General features: G+C 44.4%; 10 protein-coding genes, 1 tRNA gene and 1 pseudogene. 1 reads left to right on the top strand and 11 read right to left on the bottom strand.

The window, feature by feature from the left end; all coding sequences use genetic code 11:
• Positions 1-100: 100 nt before the first annotated feature.
• Entirely contained in the window at positions 101-2803 is a 2703-nt protein-coding gene (locus tag B4240_RS08985) for a penicillin-binding protein 1A (RefSeq protein ID WP_296238493.1), read from the top strand.
• Between the two features lie 144 nt (positions 2804-2947).
• Here B4240_RS08985 and B4240_RS08980 read toward each other — a convergent pair whose 3' ends face one another.
• The 11 genes and pseudogenes from B4240_RS08980 to tuf form a co-directional block, all read right to left on the bottom strand.
• Positions 2948-3490, bottom strand: a complete 543-nt coding sequence (locus B4240_RS08980) for a DUF6586 family protein (protein ID WP_296238491.1) — start codon at positions 3488-3490, stop codon at positions 2948-2950.
• 249 nt (positions 3491-3739) lie between these two features.
• Entirely contained in the window at positions 3740-7960 is a 4221-nt protein-coding gene (gene rpoC, locus B4240_RS08975) for a DNA-directed RNA polymerase subunit beta' (RefSeq protein WP_296238489.1), read from the bottom strand.
• 166 nt (positions 7961-8126) lie between these two features.
• A complete protein-coding gene (rpoB, locus tag B4240_RS08970) occupies positions 8127-12245 on the bottom strand; it encodes a DNA-directed RNA polymerase subunit beta (protein ID WP_296238488.1) in 4119 nt (1372 codons plus the stop codon).
• An 880-nt stretch (positions 12246-13125) separates the two neighbouring features.
• Entirely contained in the window at positions 13126-13500 is a 375-nt protein-coding gene (gene rplL / locus B4240_RS08965; RefSeq protein WP_296238486.1) for a 50S ribosomal protein L7/L12, read from the bottom strand.
• A 126-nt stretch (positions 13501-13626) separates the two neighbouring features.
• Complete coding sequence (gene rplJ / locus B4240_RS08960; protein WP_296238485.1) at positions 13627-14154, bottom strand: 50S ribosomal protein L10; 528 nt, start codon at positions 14152-14154, stop codon at positions 13627-13629.
• 438 nt (positions 14155-14592) lie between these two features.
• Positions 14593-15294, bottom strand: coding sequence for a 50S ribosomal protein L1 (gene rplA, locus B4240_RS08955; protein WP_296238483.1), 702 nt, complete (start codon positions 15292-15294; stop codon positions 14593-14595).
• Complete coding sequence (gene rplK, locus B4240_RS08950; protein ID WP_068405081.1) at positions 15294-15725, bottom strand: 50S ribosomal protein L11; 432 nt, start codon at positions 15723-15725, stop codon at positions 15294-15296. The genes rplA and rplK overlap by 1 nt, the downstream gene beginning before the upstream one ends.
• A 90-nt stretch (positions 15726-15815) precedes the next feature.
• Positions 15816-16346, bottom strand: coding sequence for a transcription termination/antitermination protein NusG (gene nusG, locus B4240_RS08945; protein ID WP_075100322.1), 531 nt, complete (start codon positions 16344-16346; stop codon positions 15816-15818).
• A gap of 71 nt (positions 16347-16417) precedes the next feature.
• Entirely contained in the window at positions 16418-16906 is a 489-nt protein-coding gene (gene secE / locus B4240_RS08940; protein ID WP_296238479.1) for a preprotein translocase subunit SecE, read from the bottom strand.
• A gap of 51 nt (positions 16907-16957) precedes the next feature.
• Positions 16958-17033: transfer RNA gene (locus B4240_RS08935), tRNA-Trp, on the bottom strand.
• Positions 17034-17414: 381 nt separating this feature from the next.
• Positions 17415-17760: pseudogene (gene tuf, locus B4240_RS08930) on the bottom strand (elongation factor Tu); the annotation flags it as partial.

Below are 17760 nucleotides of genomic sequence, written 5' to 3'. Positions count from 1 at the left end.
ATTGCTTATTAAGGCACACTTACACATTTATTATTACCTGCCTATTTCGTTCAAGGTATAATCTCTTACCTGTTGCAAATTTTAATTGATAAGTCTGATTATGACCAAAAAAAATGCTACCGCTCGTCTCATTCACTTTTTGGTGGGGCTTTTCATTGCCTGTTTAGCGTTAGCGCTAATCTTAGCACTCGCTGTACCCATTGGATTTTATGGCATGGCGATGTATTTATCGCCAACCTTACCCAGTATCCAAGAGATAAAAACTGCCAATCTAGAGATGCCCTTACAGATTTATAGTAGTGACGACAAGCTGATTGGTCAGTATGGCAATCGTTTATCGCTACCCGTGACCTTTGAAGAAATCCCTGAAGGCTTAACGCATGCTTTTTTGGCAGCAGAAGACGCCACGTTTTTTCAGCACAGCGGTATTAGTATTAAAGGTCTTGGTCGCGCCGTAACCGAAGTGGTTACCGACGATGAAAGCCAAACGGGCGGCTCGACCATCACCATGCAGGTAGCGAAAAACTATTTTTTAAGCTCGGAGCGTACCTTAAATCGCAAATTAACTGAGCTGTTTTTGGCCCGTAAAATCGAAGACGAGCTGAGTAAAAACGATATCCTTACCTTATATGTCAATAAGATCTATTTAGGTGAAGGCGCTTATGGTATCCGCGCTGCTGCCAAAAAATACTATAGTAAGTCGCTAGAGAATCTGACGATAGCTGAAATGGCCATGCTCGCAGGTTTGCCAAAAGCCCCTTCTAAATACAACCCCGTCGCCAACCCTAGCCGCGCGCTCACGCGGCGTAACTGGATTATTGGCCGGATGCACGAGCTTGGTTATATCACTAAAGCCCAGCGCGACGAAGCCATTAACGCCCCAATTGGTATTCACCTTTACCAAGAAAAGCTTGATATGAATATGCCGTATTTGGCAGAAATGACGCGTTCTGCTTTGGTCGAGCGCTACGGCGAACAAGTCATGAATGGCGGTTGGCGCGTGCGTCTTACCGTTGATAGTGAGGCGCAAAAAGCGGCAGAATCAGCAATTTTGACTGGCCTCGTGGCCTATGAGCACCGTCATGGCTGGCGCGGAGCGGAAGCAAATGGCGAACCATTAGAAAAATTCCGTCGTTATAGTAACATGTCTCCGGCTAAAGTCACCAAAGTCAATTCGCGCAGTTTCGAAGCAACGCTGCAGTCCGGTGAAAGCGTCACCGTCAATTGGTCTGGTATGAGCTGGGCGCGCAAATACATTTCAGCCGATCGCATCGGTTACTTTCCAAGTAATGCCCGTCAGATTGTCAGCAAAGACGATATCGTACGCTTGATGCCGACCGCCAATGGCAATTGGCAATTGAGTCAAATACCAAAAGTGCAAGGCAGTTTGGTTTCTTTGAATCCTGAAACCGGCGCTGTTAAGGCTCTGGTTGGCGGTTTTGACTTTAACCACAGTAAATTTAACCGCGCGCTGCAAGGCTGGCGGCAACCGGGCTCAACGATTAAGCCGCTGATTTATACCACTGCCCTAGAAAAAGGCTTCCGCCCAGACAGTATTGTCTCGGATCGCCCCATTCAAGTAGGCGACTGGAAACCTAAAAACTCCGACCAGCGCTTCTTGGGTGATATTACCTTGCGCCGCGGTCTTTATTTATCACGTAACTTAGTGTCGATCCGCCTGCTGCAGGCCATTGGTATCTCTGACGCGCGTAATTTATTGGATGAGTTTGGACTTGATAAAGAAAAGCTGCCAACAACGCTATCTTTAGCATTGGGCACAGGACAAGCTACCCCACTACAAATGGCGACGGCGTATGCTACCTTTGCCAATGGCGGCCACCGTATCCAGCCTTACTTTATCGATCAAATTTATAATTATAATAATCAGCTACTGTTTCAAGCTAACCCGCAGCAAGCGTGCGCGCTATGCTTCAATGAGCAGCTTGACGATGTCAATAAAAAGCTTATCGAGGATTATGACGCAAAAATAAAAGAAGAGAATCAGGCATCAGATAAAAAATCAGAGAATAACTTAAAAGCAGAAAGTAGTAATGATTTGGCAGAAGAGGGCGCTACAGCAGACAGCTCGGCAAAAAATAGCTCCGCCACAGACAGTAAAGCGCTTGATTTAGACATTTATGATGCAGGCCCAGATTCAGATCGTCTAAAAGCGCCTGTTTTACAATACGTACGTGCTGAGCAAGCGCCGCGTATCTTAAAGCCCAGAGTGGCTTTTGAGATGGCGGATATTTTACGCGATGTTATCCAGCATGGTACTGCTTTTAAAGCCAGAGCGTTGGGGCGTGATGACATTGGCGGTAAAACAGGTACGACGAATGAGGCAAAAGACGCGTGGTTTGCAGGGTTTCATCCTACCAATGCCACGGTCGTATGGATGGGCTTTGATCAGCCATCAACCTTAGGACGGCGCGAATATGGCGGCGTGGCGGCGCTGCCCGTCTGGATGGATTTTATGAAAGCCCAGTTAAAAGACACGCCCCATCAGTGGGTTTCTATTAACAACCGTGCTAAATCTAAAAAACAGAAGCAGACTATTATAGAAATGATGGATGAAGGCGCTGCCGAGCTTGAAGACGATGACGCCAATGATGGCAAATCAGCAAAGCCCGTCAAAACCACAATCCAGCAACGTAAACCGCCGACGCCTGAACCGACTGAAGAGCAAAATCAAAATCGCTCTTCAGTGGACAGCCCTAAAATTAGTCGCAGTAACGACAGTAGTCCTCAAAATAAACCCTTATCCGTAACGCCAGCTGAGCGTATGCCACCAATGCCTGAATAAATAATATCTATTTTAATTCAACCCAACATTAAAAAGGTCTGGCTCAATATCATTTTGCCAGACCTTTTCTTGCGCGCTTAATTTCTATTGATAAAGGTAAAGCCGCTAGTTCCTAGTCTTTAGTCTCTACAGTTTTGCGTGTTACTAATACTCCACCATGCCCGCACGCAGCTGTTCGACCAGCTCGGCAAACTGCTGGCACCATTCACGTATGGTTGCTTCATCGGGCAGCCACTGATTGGATAAAGTGACGACATTAACAATCAGATCAGGCGCTTCTCTTATTCCGCTGGCCGCCTTTTCATCTAATACCTTATCAGGTAGCACGTTATTAGGTAGCTCTGCATATAAACAGCGCTGATAGGCACGCTCTATGTCGACCAAAAAACCTTGCTGCTGCAACTGTTGTAAGCGCTGCACTTCAGGCGACACTTGGGTGCGAGCACTAAGAGCCTCTTTAATATCTTGCAAGGTTGGCGCCGTCATCGTTAAACCATAAAAGTGTCCAAGCTCTTGTATAAAAGCAAGAAAGGTGCCGTATAGGTGAAAAATAGCGGTTTCACAATGTGCTTGATATAGCTGTTTATCGTCAGTGTTACCTGCTGCCTGACAAGCCAAACGACAAAAATACAGTTTTTGATTGGTACGGTCAGCTTGATATTTGGCAACGCGTGTCTTACCTGCCATGCGCCTATCCTTATTGTTCGGTGATTAAATTGAATGCGTTAAAGTCTTTTCATAAAAATGACGAGTATAATAGTAAATTTTGCAAACAGCTTTTGTGATAATAAATACAGTTACCTAAATAGCAGTGTACTATTTTCCTACGTCTCTTCCTAAGAAAATAATTTACCTCATCTATTTTTTTTAAGCCATAAAAAAGCCAGCAACTTAGGCTGGCTTTCTTATTTAATCAACAACTAAACACTGTTTAAATTAGTGATTACCCTGATTAAGCTCTTGGGCAAACGCTTCATCAAAGCTTGCAAAGTCCTTGCTATCCGTACTGGCTGTCATATCAAAGGCTGCATTCAAATCATTGTCTTGCAGTCTTTGGTCGGCTTTTTCTTTACGGGTTTTATGATAAGCAAGGCCCGTACCAGCAGGAATCAAGCGACCTACCACCACGTTTTCTTTTAGTCCACGTAGCTCATCCACTTTACCTGTTACAGCCGCCGCCGTTAGCACACGCGTGGTCTCCTGGAACGACGCTGCTGAGATAAAGCTTTCCGTTGCCAAGCTTGCTTTGGTAATACCCAGTAATTGACGCTCATACTTGACTGGGAATTTGCCTTCCGCTTCTAGTTTGGCATTTAATGCTTTCACATCAGCGTATTCAACCTGATCACCCTTAAAGTAGCTTGAATCACCACCATCCGTTACTTCAACTTTACGTAGCATCTGACGAATGATAACTTCGATGTGCTTGTCGTTGATTTTTACGCCTTGCAGACGATAGACGTCCTGTACTTCGTTTACGATATAGTCAGCAAGCGCGGTTTGTCCTTTTAGACGTAAAATATCGTGCGGGTTTTGTGGACCATCAGCAATAATCTCACCACGAGCAACGGTTTCGTTTTCGAAGACGTTAATTTGACGCCATTTCGGGATCAGCTCTTCATGCACTTCGCCATCTTCATTAGTGATAATGAAGCGGTTTTTACCTTTGGTCTCTTTACCAAAGCTTACGACACCCGTCATTTCTGCCATGATGGCATGATCTTTCGGACGACGTGCTTCAAATAAATCAGCAACACGTGGTAGACCACCAGTGATATCTTTGGTACCTGAAGACGCTTGTGGTACACGGCCTAGGACCGAACCTGCTGCAACTTTTTCGCCATCGCTAACGCGGATGATGGTTTCAGCTGGTAAGAAGTAAACCACTTCTTTGCCTTCGTCGGTGTTCAAAATAATCGCCGGACGTAAGTCTTTGGCTGAGCTTGAACGATCACGCGTAGCTAGAATCTCAAACGAGCTCATACCAGTTGCTTCATCGACTTTAACTGTCGCTGTCGACCCATCAACGATATCACTAAAACGTGCTGTACCCGCAAATTCTGTGATAATTGGATGCGTGTGCGGATCCCATTTAGCGATGGTTTGACCGCCTTCGACCTGCTCTTCGTTCTTAACCAACACGCTTGAACCATAAGGGACTTTATAGCGCTCACGCTCGCGACCAAGCTCATCGGTCAATGCCAGCTCAGCTGAACGCGATACGATAACCAAGTGACCATCGGTATGTTGTACCGTTTTCATGTTTTCAAAGTGCACTTGACCAGCATTACGTGCTGAGATGCTGTTGTCCACAGACGCAGAACTTGCCGCCCCACCAACGTGGAAGGTACGCATCGTTAACTGAGTACCAGGCTCACCAATAGACTGCGCTGCCATGACACCGACTGACTCACCGATGTTCACTTTATGACCACGTGCAAGGTCACGACCATAACACTGTGAACATACGCCATGCTCAACATCACAAGTAATAACTGAGCGTACCCAGATATCATCAATCGCGTTGTTATCCAGTACATTTACCCAATACTCATCGATCAAGGTACCCGCTGGAATCAAGACTTTTGACGCATCATCGTTATAAGTGACATCACGCGCGGTCACACGACCAAGTACTAGCTCACCGAGTTTCTCAATGATCTCGCCACCTTGAATGTGCGGCTTCATGAGCAAGCCTTCCTCAGTACCACAATCTTCACTAGTGATAACTAAATCTTGGGCAACGTCAACCAAGCGGCGCGTCAAGTAACCTGAGTTAGCGGTTTTTAGTGCGGTATCGGCAAGACCTTTACGCGCACCGTGCGTTGAGATGAAGTACTGAAGCACCGTCAAACCTTCGCGGAAGTTGGCTTTAATCGGCGTTTCAATAATTGAACCATCCGGTTTTGCCATCAAACCACGCATACCTGCCAACTGACGAATCTGTGCCGCACTACCACGAGCACCAGAATCTGACATGATAAAGATAGAGTTAAACGATTTTTGCTCGTCTTCTTCACCTTTAGCATTGATAACTTTATCCGTTGCCAAGTTGTCCATCATCGCTTTGGCGACTTTATCATTGGTACGTGACCAAATATCAACGACTTTGTTATAACGCTCACCTGCGGTCACAAAACCTTGCTCAAACTGATCTTCAATTTCGCGAACTTCAGCTTCGGCGGTTTCGATGATTTGTTTTTTCAGCGGTGGAATCACCATGTCATCAATACCGATAGACACGCCAGATAAGGTTGCTTGTGCAAAACCTAGGTACATCAATTGGTCAGCAAACATAACACTTTCTTTGACGCCAACTTTACGGTAGCAAGAGTTGATCAACTTAGAGATGTTTTTCTTGGTCATCTCTTCGTTACACTCGTCGAACGACATACCTTTAGGCATGATGTTCCAGATAAGTAGGCGACCGGCAACGGTATCTTGTAACTTAACTTCTTTGGTCTGATTACCTTCTTCATCGACGTGTGTTTCAGTCACACGCACTTTAATCTTGGCGTTAACATGCAAATCGTTTGAACCAATCGCACGCAAGGCTTCATTAACGGTGGCAAAAATCATACCCTCGCCTTTGGCATTGATTGACGAGCGGCTAATGTAATACAAACCAAGTACAACGTCTTGTGACGGTACGATGATTGGATCACCGTTGGCAGGCGACAAGATGTTGTTGGTTGACATCATCAGCGCACGTGACTCAAGCTGTGCTTCTAGGGTCAATGGCACGTGCACGGCCATTTGGTCACCATCAAAGTCGGCGTTGAACGCGGTACAAACGAGTGGGTGCAGCTGGATGGCTTTACCTTCAATCAATACTGGCTCAAACGCTTGTAAGCCCAAACGGTGAAGCGTTGGCGCACGGTTCAGTAGTACTGGATGCTCACGGATAACCATAGCCAGCATATCCCACACTTGTGGCTCTTCACGCTCTACCATCTTTTTAGCCGCTTTAATCGTCGTGGCTAAACCATGAGATAATAGTTTGTTATAAGTAAATGGCTTAAACAATTCTAGAGCCATTTTCTTCGGCAGACCACACTGATGTAGACGCAGGGTCGGCCCTACAACGATGACCGAACGACCCGAGTAGTCAACACGCTTACCAAGTAAGTTTTGACGGAAACGACCTTGCTTACCTTTGATCATATCTGCCAAAGATTTCAACGGACGCTTATTACTACCGGTAATCGCACGGCCGCGGCGACCGTTATCAAGCAAGGCATCGACTGATTCTTGCAACATACGTTTTTCGTTACGTACGATGATGTCAGGGGCGCTTAGCTCTAATAAACGCTTTAGACGGTTGTTACGGTTGATTACGCGGCGATATAGATCGTTTAGATCTGAAGTCGCAAATCGGCCGCCTTCTAGCGGTACTAGCGGACGCAAATCTGGTGGTAATACTGGTAAGATATTCATTACCATCCACTCAGGCTTGTTATTAGAATCACGGAAGGCTTCTAATAATTTAAGACGCTTAGACATCTTTTTAAGCTTGGTTTCAGAACCAGTTTGCGGAATGGCCTCACGCAGCTCATCAATCTCGATGTCTAAATCGATGTCTTTTAACAGGTCTTGAACCGCTTCAGCACCCATTTTGGCGGTGAATTCATCACCAAATTCTTCAAGCGCTTTATAATAATCTTCATCGTCAAGCAGCTGATACTTCTCTAAAGAAGTCAAACCAGGCTCGGTGACGATATAGCTTTCAAAATAAAGCACACGCTCGATGTCACGTAGCGTCATGTCTAGCAGTAAACCAATGCGGCTTGGTAATGATTTTAAGAACCAAATATGCGCAACAGGACTGGCTAGGTCAATATGACCCATACGATCGCGACGCACTTTAGCGGTGGTGACTTCAACGCCACATTTTTCACAGATAACGCCTTGGAACTTACGGCGCTTATATTTACCACATAAACACTCAAAGTCTTTTACTGGGCCAAAGATTTTGGCACAAAACAGACCGTCACGCTCAGGCTTAAAGGTGCGATAGTTAATGGTTTCAGGTTTTTTAACTTCACCATGTGACCATGATTTGATCACATCAGGTGAGGCTAAAGTAATTTGAATACTGTCAAATTCATGGTTACCGGTGCCGGTAGGGCTTTGCATGATATCGAGTAAATCTTTCAAGTTGCTTCTCCGTTATCTTTACAATCATCTGACAGCGTATTAGGAGCGCGGCTAAGATGAATGAAGGCAATGAATAGGGTTGAGACAAATCACTAAAAGCAGCAGCAATAACGCAAACTGCCTTTAGTGGACAACTAGGTTAAACAACGGTTGTCGTTGCTCTAATTTAGTTGCTTTGTTTTAACTCAATATTAATACCCAGTGATTTGATTTCTTTGGTCAACACGTTAAATGATTCAGGCATACCTGGATCCATATATTGCTCACCATCGACGATGTTTTTGTACATACGTGTACGGCCTTCAACGTCATCCGACTTCACCGTCAGCATCTCTTGCAAGGTATAAGTCGCGCCATATGCTTCTAGTGCCCAGACTTCCATCTCACCGAAGCGCTGACCACCAAACTGAGCTTTACCCCCAAGCGGCTGCTGCGTGACTAGTGAGTAAGAACCCGTCGAACGCGCATGCATTTTGTCATCAACCAAGTGGTTAAGTTTGAGCATATACATGTAGCCGACCGTTACTTTGCGGTCAAACTTCTGACCGGTACGGCCATCATACAAGGTCTGCTGACCATCGCGATCCATACCAGCAAGCTCAAGTAATTCTTTGACTTGATACTCATGAGCGCCATCAAATACTGCGGTACCCATTGGTACACCGTCGCGTAAGTTATCCGCAAGCGCCAAGATATCATCATCACTTAAGCTATCAAGATCAACGCTCTCGCCGCCAACCTTGTTATAGATTTGGTCTAAGAAATCGCGTAAATCTTTGATGGCTGCTTGAGCTTTGAGCATACCATCGATTTTCTCGCCCAGACCTTTCGCCGCCATACCTAAATGCGTCTCTAGTACCTGACCGATATTCATACGCGATGGTACACCAAGCGGGTTCAAGACGATGTCGACGGTGTTGCCATGCTCATCATAAGGCATGTCTTCAACCGGCATAATACGTGATACCACACCTTTGTTACCATGGCGACCTGCCATTTTATCACCAGGCTGGATACGACGCTTCACCGCTAGATACACCTTCACGATTTTTTGTACGCCATGTTGTAAGTCATCACCAGCGGTCAATTTGCGTTTTTTCTCAGCAAATTTCACATCGATGTCTTTTTGCTTATCAACTAAGTAATCGGCGATTTGGGTCAGACGCTCAGAGATTTCCTCTTCAACTGGCTGGATATCAAGCAAGGTTTCAAGGCTCATCTCTTTCATATCAGCCAGTGCCATGACCGTACCGGCTTTTAGACCAGAACCGCCGCTGACTTTTTGACCATCAAGCAAGCTTGCGATACGGCCACGAGCCGCTTCTTCAAAGATGCGTAGCTCTTCTTTTAAATCTTTACGGTAGCTATCAAGCTGTGATTTTTCAATCGCACGCGCACGCGCATCTTTTTCAACGCCGTCACGGGTAAAGACTTGCACGTCGATAACTGTGCCTTTACTTGAGGTTGGGACACGTAATGAGGTGTCTTTTACATCAGCCGCCTTTTCACCAAAAATAGCCCGCAGTAGTTTCTCTTCTGGCGTAAGCTGCGTCTCGCCTTTTGGCGTGACTTTACCAACTAAAATATCGCCAGCATCGACTTCAGCACCGATATAAACGATACCTGCTTCATCAAGGTTTGATAGCGCCGCTTCACCAACGTTTGGAATATCGGCCGTAATTTCTTCGGTACCAAGTTTGGTATCACGCGCCACACAGGTTAATTCTTGAATGTGAATGGTCGTGAAACGATCTTCTTTCACCACTTTTTCAGATAGCAAAATCGAGTCTTCGAAGTTGTAACCATTCCACGGCATAAAGGCAATACGGATATTCTGACCCAACGCCAACTCACCAAGATCCGTTGACGGACCATCAGCCAAGATATCACCAGAGGCAATTTCATCGCCTTGGTTAACGATGATACGTTGGTTGATACAGGTATTTTGGTTCGAGCGCGTGTATTTGATCAAGTTATAAATATCGATACCCGCTTCACCAGCGACCATCTCATCTTCATTTACACGAACGACGATACGTGACGCATCAACATCTTCAATCACACCGCCACGCTTCGCGATCACACACACACCTGAGTCACGCGCAACGTGACGCTCCATACCAGTACCAACTAGCGGCTTATCAGCGCGTAAGGTCGGAACTGCCTGACGTTGCATGTTCGAACCCATCAAAGCACGGTTAGCATCATCATGTTCTAGGAACGGAATTAAACCTGCTGCTACCGATACTACCTGACTTGGCGACACATCCATATGCGTGACTTTTTCTGGCGGCATACGCACAAATTCACCATAGCTACGCACACTGACCATCTCATCGCTAAGCTCGCCATTTTCATTGACTGGCGAATCTGCTTGGGCAATGACCGTACCGACTTCTTCAATCGCTGATAAGTACTCAATCTCATCCGTAACCTTGCCATCAACCACACGGCGATATGGCGTTTCTAAGAAGCCAAAGCTGTTGGTTTTAGCAAAAGTCGCTAGCGAGTTAATCAAGCCAATGTTTGGACCCTCAGGAGTCTCAATCGGACATACGCGGCCATAGTGAGTGTCATGAACGTCACGTACCTCAAAGCCTGCACGCTCACGCGTCAAACCGCCCGGTCCTAACGCTGATACACGGCGCTTATGCGTCACTTCAGACAATGGATTGTTCTGATCCATAAACTGTGACAACTGGCTTGAACCAAAGAATTCTTTCACCGCTGCCGCAACCGGCTTTGAGTTAATCAAATCTTGGGGTGACAAGTTATCAGATTCTGCTGATGATAAGCGCTCTTTAACCGCACGCTCAACGCGTACAAGGCCAACACGGAATTGGTTTTCAGCCATCTCACCAACCGAACGAATACGGCGGTTACCTAAATGGTCAATATCATCGACTTCGCCGCGACCATTACGAATTTCAATCAATTCTTTTAGGACGTTAACGATATCTTCATTGGTCAAGACACTACGCGCGCGCTGTACGTCCGCATCGTCGGTGTCTTCAAAGTCTAAGCCCAAACGACGGTTAAACTTCATACGGCCAACGTTTGATAAATCATAACGATCGGCGTTAAAGAACATGCTTTCAAACAGTTTTTCCGCAGTTTCAACCGTTGGTGGCTCACCTGGACGCATGACTTTGTAAATTTCAATCAAGGCTTCTTCACGGCTTGAGGTGCTATCTGCACGTAGCGTGTCAGCAATATAACTGCCTTGATCGATGTCATTGGTGAATAGAATGCTGAATTCTTTGATAGAATCGCTGGCTTCATACGAGTTTAATTTGACCAATAATTCATGATCAATCAGCGTATTGGCTTTGGCAATCACTTCGTCATTCACGACGATGTCTTCGGCTAAAATACGCTCGTACAAGTATTCATCTGGCACAGCAATCTTGGTCATACCCGCTTCTTCAAGCTGACGGATACGGCGCGCATTAATGCGTTTGCCCTGCTCGACGATTACGTCGCCTTCTGGTGACACGATATCAAACTGTGCCATCTCACCGCGCAGACGATCCGCAACCAGATCAATTTCAAACTGCTCTTCGCCTTTATAGACTTTTACTTTATCAAAGAATAAATCTAAAATCTCGCTCGTACTTAGGCCTAAGGCACGCAGAATAATAGACGCCAGCAGTTTACGGCGACGGTCGATACGCGCGAAAACCAAATCTTTAGCATCAAATTCAAAGTCTAACCAGGAACCACGGTAAGGAATGATACGGGCGTTATAAAGCACCTTACCACTTGAGTGCGACTTACCTTTATCATGATCAAAGAACACGCCAGGTGAACGATGCAGCTGTGATACGATCACACGCTCAGTACCATTGATAATAAACGTACCGTTAGCCGTCATCAACGGCATCTCGCCCATATAAACGCTTTGCTCACGGATGTCTTTAATTGCCGCTTTGCTGTCTTTATCTTTGCTGTCTTTGTCTTTGATAATCAGACGGATTTTGACACGCAGTGGCGCCGCAAAAGTCGAACCGCGTAAGATACACTCACGCTCATCAAATTCAGGCGTACCTAAATAATATTCAACAAATTGTAGCTCTGCGTTACCAGAGTGACTCTCAATTGGGAAAATAGAAGAAAACGCAGCTTGCAAACCAGTATTCTCACGAGCTTTTGGCTTTTTATGCTCTTGCAAAAATTGCTCATAAGAATCTACTTGGATAGACAGCAGATAGGGAATGTCCATCACAGTAGGCAATTCAGCAAAACTTTTGCGAATACGCTTTTTTTCAGTATAAGAATATGCCATCGAGAGTCCTTACAGTAAACGTGGAAACAAATTGAAAGCGTGGCCAGCGTGCATCAATACTATTGATATAAATATTGTGCAAGCCTAGCGACGTAAACGATAATATAAAACGGATATTCATGCTCATCTAATGACTGATGATTAATTCACGCGTATAGTGCATGATTAACCCAGCTTATTTAAGCGTAAATCGGCATCTAAGCATGCCTATATGAGTGCTCACACTGTGAATTTCAATGCCCTACACCCTTTAACTTTTTAATGCTCAAGAGCAATCACTGGTCAGTAGCTAAGCCAATTACTGGCATTTAGATACCGTTGATTGTCTTTGTAAATTCACTTAAAGTGTCGTTGCTATTTATCTTTTAAAACCAATCACTAATTACAATCATAAGTAATATCGTCGCTGATATCTACCGTCTACGAGCTTATATACTGACAGTAAAACCTTACCAGAGAACTTATTTAACAGTGTTTAGATTATTGATGATAATTGGGACAACTATAAATCTTAGAAACAGTAGTTTTTAGAAAAAAATAATATTAGAAACTGTAATATTAGAAACTGTAATTTTTAAAAATAATGACTTTAAAACACTAACTTTTAAAATCAGTATAAACTATAGTGTTAATGGAAAGCATGCAGACACAAAAAAATGCCAAACATCGATCGACGTTTAGCCATATTAACTGTTTTCAATAACTACTAAGTGTGCTTGCACTGTGTTTACTTGCATCGCTATCGTCTGTCCTTTTGATGGGTATCCACCGTGATGTTGCATACGTATGTTGGCAGACACAAAAGGTCAAGCTACGAATTATAGTAAAAAAAAGCTGGCAATGCAAGGCATTACCAGCTTTTTTTCGTACTGCTGTTAAACTATTTTAGTTCAACAGTTGCGCCAGCTTCTTCAAGTTTCTTTTTCAACTCTTCAGCTTCAGCTTTAGATGCGCCTTCTTTGATTGGAGCTGGAGCGCTTTCAACCAAATCTTTTGCTTCTTTTAAGCCAAGACCAGTCGCTTCACGAACGGCTTTAATAACGCCAACTTTCTTGTCGCCGAAGCTAGCAAGAACAACGTCAAACTCGTCTTTTTCTTCAGCAGCAGCGCCACCAGCAGCAGGTGCAGCAGGTGCAGCAGCAGCTACAGCAGCAGTTACGCCGAATTTTTCTTCCATGTCGCTGATTAACTCAACGATATCCATTACTGACATTTCAGCGATTGCGTTTAACACATCTTCTTTAGATAGTGCCATGAGAACTCTCCGTTATCTGATAAAAATTAATTGATTTTAATATCACTTGGATTGCTTGCCAAAATTTAAAATAGAAATGACAATACAGTGCAATCAGCGATGTCAAAGTTACGTTAAAACAAGCAATTAAGCAGCTTCTTTTGCGTCTTTGATTGCCGCTACCGTGCGAACGAACTTGCCAGGAACTGCGTTCATAGTCTGGACAAGCTTGGTCACTGGTGCGTTCATAGTTGCCATCAAGATAGAGATTGCTTCGTCGCGAGTTGGTAGCTTCGATACGCGCTCTAGCTCTTCTGGACCATAAACTTCACCACCGACTGATACCAATTTGGTCTCTAAAGCTTTGTTCTCTTTACTGAACTCGAAAACAACTCGAGCAGCAGATCCCAAATCTTCCATAGAGAAAGCCAAAAGTAATGGACCAGTCATACGGTCTGACATGCTCTCAAAGTTAGTGCCTTCAAAAGCGCGTTTTGCTAGGGTATTTTTTACCACTTTCAAAACCACGCCTTTCTCACGGGCTTGTTCGCGCAGCTTAGTAAGCTTTGCAACACCAATACCATGATATTCGGCAGCTACTGCTGAGTAAGCATTAGCAGCAACTTCAGACACTTCAGCCACAACTTGTTGTTTTTGCTCTAGCGTTAATGCCATAAGTTGACTCCTTTAATCTTATCAATCTGCTCTAGTTTAAATACTCAAAAACCTAGGTTTTCAATTTTAAACAAGAGACTAAGACTGACTTGATACGACACGTTACTCATAAATTTTATAAAAATAAAATCTACTCATAACGACTGATTACGGCACCGTTATCAGAATGACATCAAGTAATAGCTCAGTATAAATACCAATCTATCGGCTCTTATCAACAACTGGGTGGGTCACCGTCTGCGTAGGACAACTAAGATTTTCATCTGTCGTCGATTAACAAAAGCAGCTCTTTGCTATCAATATGAACTATAACGCAAAACTGCTTTCTACCTACGGTCTTAGACAGCGGAGCGTTTGCTACGCTGACCTAATTTTTCAAAAATAGTATGCTCATTATTTAAAACCGTTAAATAACGAGCCGTTTTTTATGCTATAAAATTATTTAGCAACGCGATATGGAACTGGGTCAATCGATAGACCTGGGCCCATGGTGCTAGATAAGGTAATTTTCTTAATGAAAGTACCTTTAGATGTAGCTGGTTTAGCGCGTTTTAAATCAGACAATAATGCCTGAGCATTTTGCATAACTTGCTCAGCAGTAAAGCCAACTTGACCGATAGTGGTATGGATAATACCCGCTTTATCAACGCGGTATTGTGCTTGACCAGCTTTGGCGTTAGTCACGGCTTCAGCAACGTTTGGCGTTACCGTACCAACTTTTGGGTTAGGCATTAGGCCACGTGGACCTAGGATAGTACCTAATTGACCAACAACACGCATCGCGTCAGGCGCAGCAATAACCACGTCAAAGTCCATGTTACCAGCTTTAATTTCTTCTGCTAGGTCTTCGAAACCAACGATGTCAGCACCAGCCTCGCGAGCGGCTTCAGCAGCAGCGCCTTGGGCAAATACCGCAACACGTTTGGTTTTACCAGTACCAGCAGGTAGGTTGGTGGCGCCACGAACGACTTGATCAGATTTACGTGGGTCAACGCCCAAGTTTACCGCGATATCGATAGACTCTTTGAACTTTAGAGGTGGTAAATCGTTTAGGATTTGAACCGCTTCTTCAAGCGTGTATAGTTTTTCGTTATCAATACGGCTATTGATTTCTTTTTGGCGTTTGGTTAGCTTAGACATTATACACCCTCCACGGTAATACCCATTGAACGTGCAGTACCAGCGATGGTACGGACAGCGGCATCAAGACCCGCAGCAGTTAAGTCTGCGTCTTTAGTCTTAACGATCTCTTCTAATTGTGCACGGTCAACTTTACCGACTTTAGCGGTATTTGGTGTACCAGAACCTTTAGCAATACCAGCAGCCTTACGTAGTAAGTATGCAGCTGGTGGTGACTTCATGATAAAGGTAAAAGATTTATCGCTGTATACAGTGATCTCAGTAGGAATCGGTAGACCCGGCTCTTGATTTGAGGTCGCAGCGTTAAATTCTTTACAGAACGCCATGATGTTCACGCCTTTTTGACCCAAGGCTGGACCAATCGGTGGTGAAGGATTTGCTTTACCTGCAGGCACTTGCAGTTTGATGTAACCATCAATCTTCTTAGCCATGATACTCTCCTAAATGGGTAATAGCGCCAAATCAACGTGGTATAAACCTTATTGACTAACGGCTCCCCGGTTGATGAATATTTTACCGGTTTAGTCTAGTTTCTCAACTTTACTAAACTCGAGCTCGACCTGAGTCGGGCGATTAAATACGTTTACCGTTAAATGCAGTTTAGACTTCTCATAATCCACTTTTTCTACCAACCCTTTAAAGTCAGTAAATGGACCATCGATAACCAACAACTCTTCGCCCGGCTCAAATAAAGTCTTCGGACGTGGGTCAGCTTCAGTCTGATTTAAACGGTTTAAAATACGATCCGCTTCTGCTTGCGTAATCGGCGCTGGCATCTCAGGCGTACCGCCGATAAAACCCATAATACGTGGGCAGTCTTTGACAATGTGCCACGTGTTGTCGTTCATTTCCATCTGAATCAATACATAGCCTGGAAAGAACTTACGCTCGCTTTTACGCTTTTTGCCGTCTTTCATTTCGACGACTTCTTCGGTAGGCACTAAGACATCACCGAATGAATCAGCGAATTCACTACGATTGATACGATCAGTTAATGAACGTTGTACTTGCTTTTCATATCCTGAAAACGCTTGGACAATATACCAACGCATATCACGCTCCTGATCATTAAAGTTAAGTCGTTATGAGTAAACTTTGGTTTAAATGGCACCAATACGCGCCATTAGCCAATAAAGATACCAACGAACCAATTAAAAAAGTTATCTAGTAACCAAACCAAAAAACCCACAATAGCAATCATGACAATAACTTGCCACGTATATTGGAAGGTTTCATCTTTGCCTGGCCATGTGACTCGGCGCAGCTCAACGGCCGCGTCTTTTAATAATATTTTAAAAGCGCGACCTTGATGCGTTAATGCCAAGCACACAAAAGCAATGACAACTAGAGCTACGATAATACCAATACGCATCCAGACATCATTGGCAGGTTGCCAATAACCCGGTAAGTACTGATTAACTAAGGTTGCCCCTATCAAAATTACGGCGGCAAGTAGCCACAAAATCACATCTTTTACTGAACCCGTCTTAGCAACTTCAACAGCGGTTGTTTGTTTATTCGCCGAAACGTGCTTATCTTTGGACAGCATTCCACCAGCAACTGCCTTGGCATCAGATAACTTGGTCTCGAGGTTATCCTGATTATTGCTCATAAAGAACTCACTTCGGAGATGGTGGGGTATGACAAAGATGTGATAAGAAGATGGCAGGCGATGTAGGACTCGAACCTACAACCCTCGGTTTTGGAGACCGATGCTCTACCAATTGAGCCAATCGCCTATGGGTGTAAAGGACAGCATTATACAATATTGAGCATGGAATGCAAGCATTTAGAAAAAATATTCTACCACTGCTACTCAATACTATAGATTAGGCACTTAATAGCGATCATAAAATCAGCCATAAAAGGCGCTAATGAGCTGCAGCGTTAATATAGCAAGCTCGGTTAAAAATTACAATAGATGGCCAGCAGATAGTAGCGAGTTTCAAAGCGTATTTGAGAAATATCTTTAAAATAGAAATATCCTGCTCTTCATACGTTTACTTTTAACCAGACTATCAATTTATAACCGCCAAACTTAGCCAAAAAAAAGCCACCCTTTATCAGGATGGCTTTTTAACGCTGTCATCATCAATCAGCCGAGGCTGAAAGTACGATGATTAGTCGTTTACGTTTGCAACAACACCAGCACCTACGGTACGGCCGCCTTCACGGATAGCAAAGCGAAGACCTTTGTCCATAGCGATTGGGTGGATAAGCTCTACGCCCATCTCAACGTTATCGCCAGGCATTACCATTTCGGTACCGTCTTGTAATTGGATTGCGCCAGTGACGTCAGTGGTACGGAAGTAGAACTGTGGACGATAGCCGTTTAGGAATGGTGTGTGACGACCACCCTCTTCTTTTGACAATACGTATACTTCGGCGTCAAATTTGGTGTGCGGGGTGATTGAACCTGGCTTCGCTAGCACTTGGCCACGTTGGACGTCTTCACGTTTGGTACCA

Source organism: Psychrobacter sp. UBA5136, from assembly GCF_002414005.1.
GTDB lineage: Bacteria > Pseudomonadota > Gammaproteobacteria > Pseudomonadales > Moraxellaceae > Psychrobacter.
Note: the sequence above shows the minus strand (reverse complement) of the source record. Positions and strands in the feature narration are given on the sequence as shown.

Excerpts from the sequence above, each read along its gene's own strand:
- B4240_RS08985 (WP_296238493.1), top strand. The coding sequence starts at position 101 with ATGACCAAAAAAAATGCTACCGCTCGTCTCATTCACTTTTTGGTGGGG.
- B4240_RS08980 (WP_296238491.1), bottom strand. The coding sequence starts at position 3,490 with ATGGCAGGTAAGACACGCGTTGCCAAATATCAAGCTGACCGTACCAAT.
- rpoB (WP_296238488.1), bottom strand. The coding sequence starts at position 12,245 with ATGGCATATTCTTATACTGAAAAAAAGCGTATTCGCAAAAGTTTTGCT.
- rplL (WP_296238486.1), bottom strand. The coding sequence starts at position 13,500 with ATGGCACTATCTAAAGAAGATGTGTTAAACGCAATCGCTGAAATGTCA.
- rplJ (WP_296238485.1), bottom strand. The coding sequence starts at position 14,154 with ATGGCATTAACGCTAGAGCAAAAACAACAAGTTGTGGCTGAAGTGTCT.
- rplA (WP_296238483.1), bottom strand. The coding sequence starts at position 15,294 with ATGTCTAAGCTAACCAAACGCCAAAAAGAAATCAATAGCCGTATTGAT.
- rplK (WP_068405081.1), bottom strand. The coding sequence starts at position 15,725 with ATGGCTAAGAAGATTGATGGTTACATCAAACTGCAAGTGCCTGCAGGT.
- nusG (WP_075100322.1), bottom strand. The coding sequence starts at position 16,346 with ATGCGTTGGTATATTGTCCAAGCGTTTTCAGGATATGAAAAGCAAGTA.
- secE (WP_296238479.1), bottom strand. The coding sequence starts at position 16,906 with ATGAGCAATAATCAGGATAACCTCGAGACCAAGTTATCTGATGCCAAG.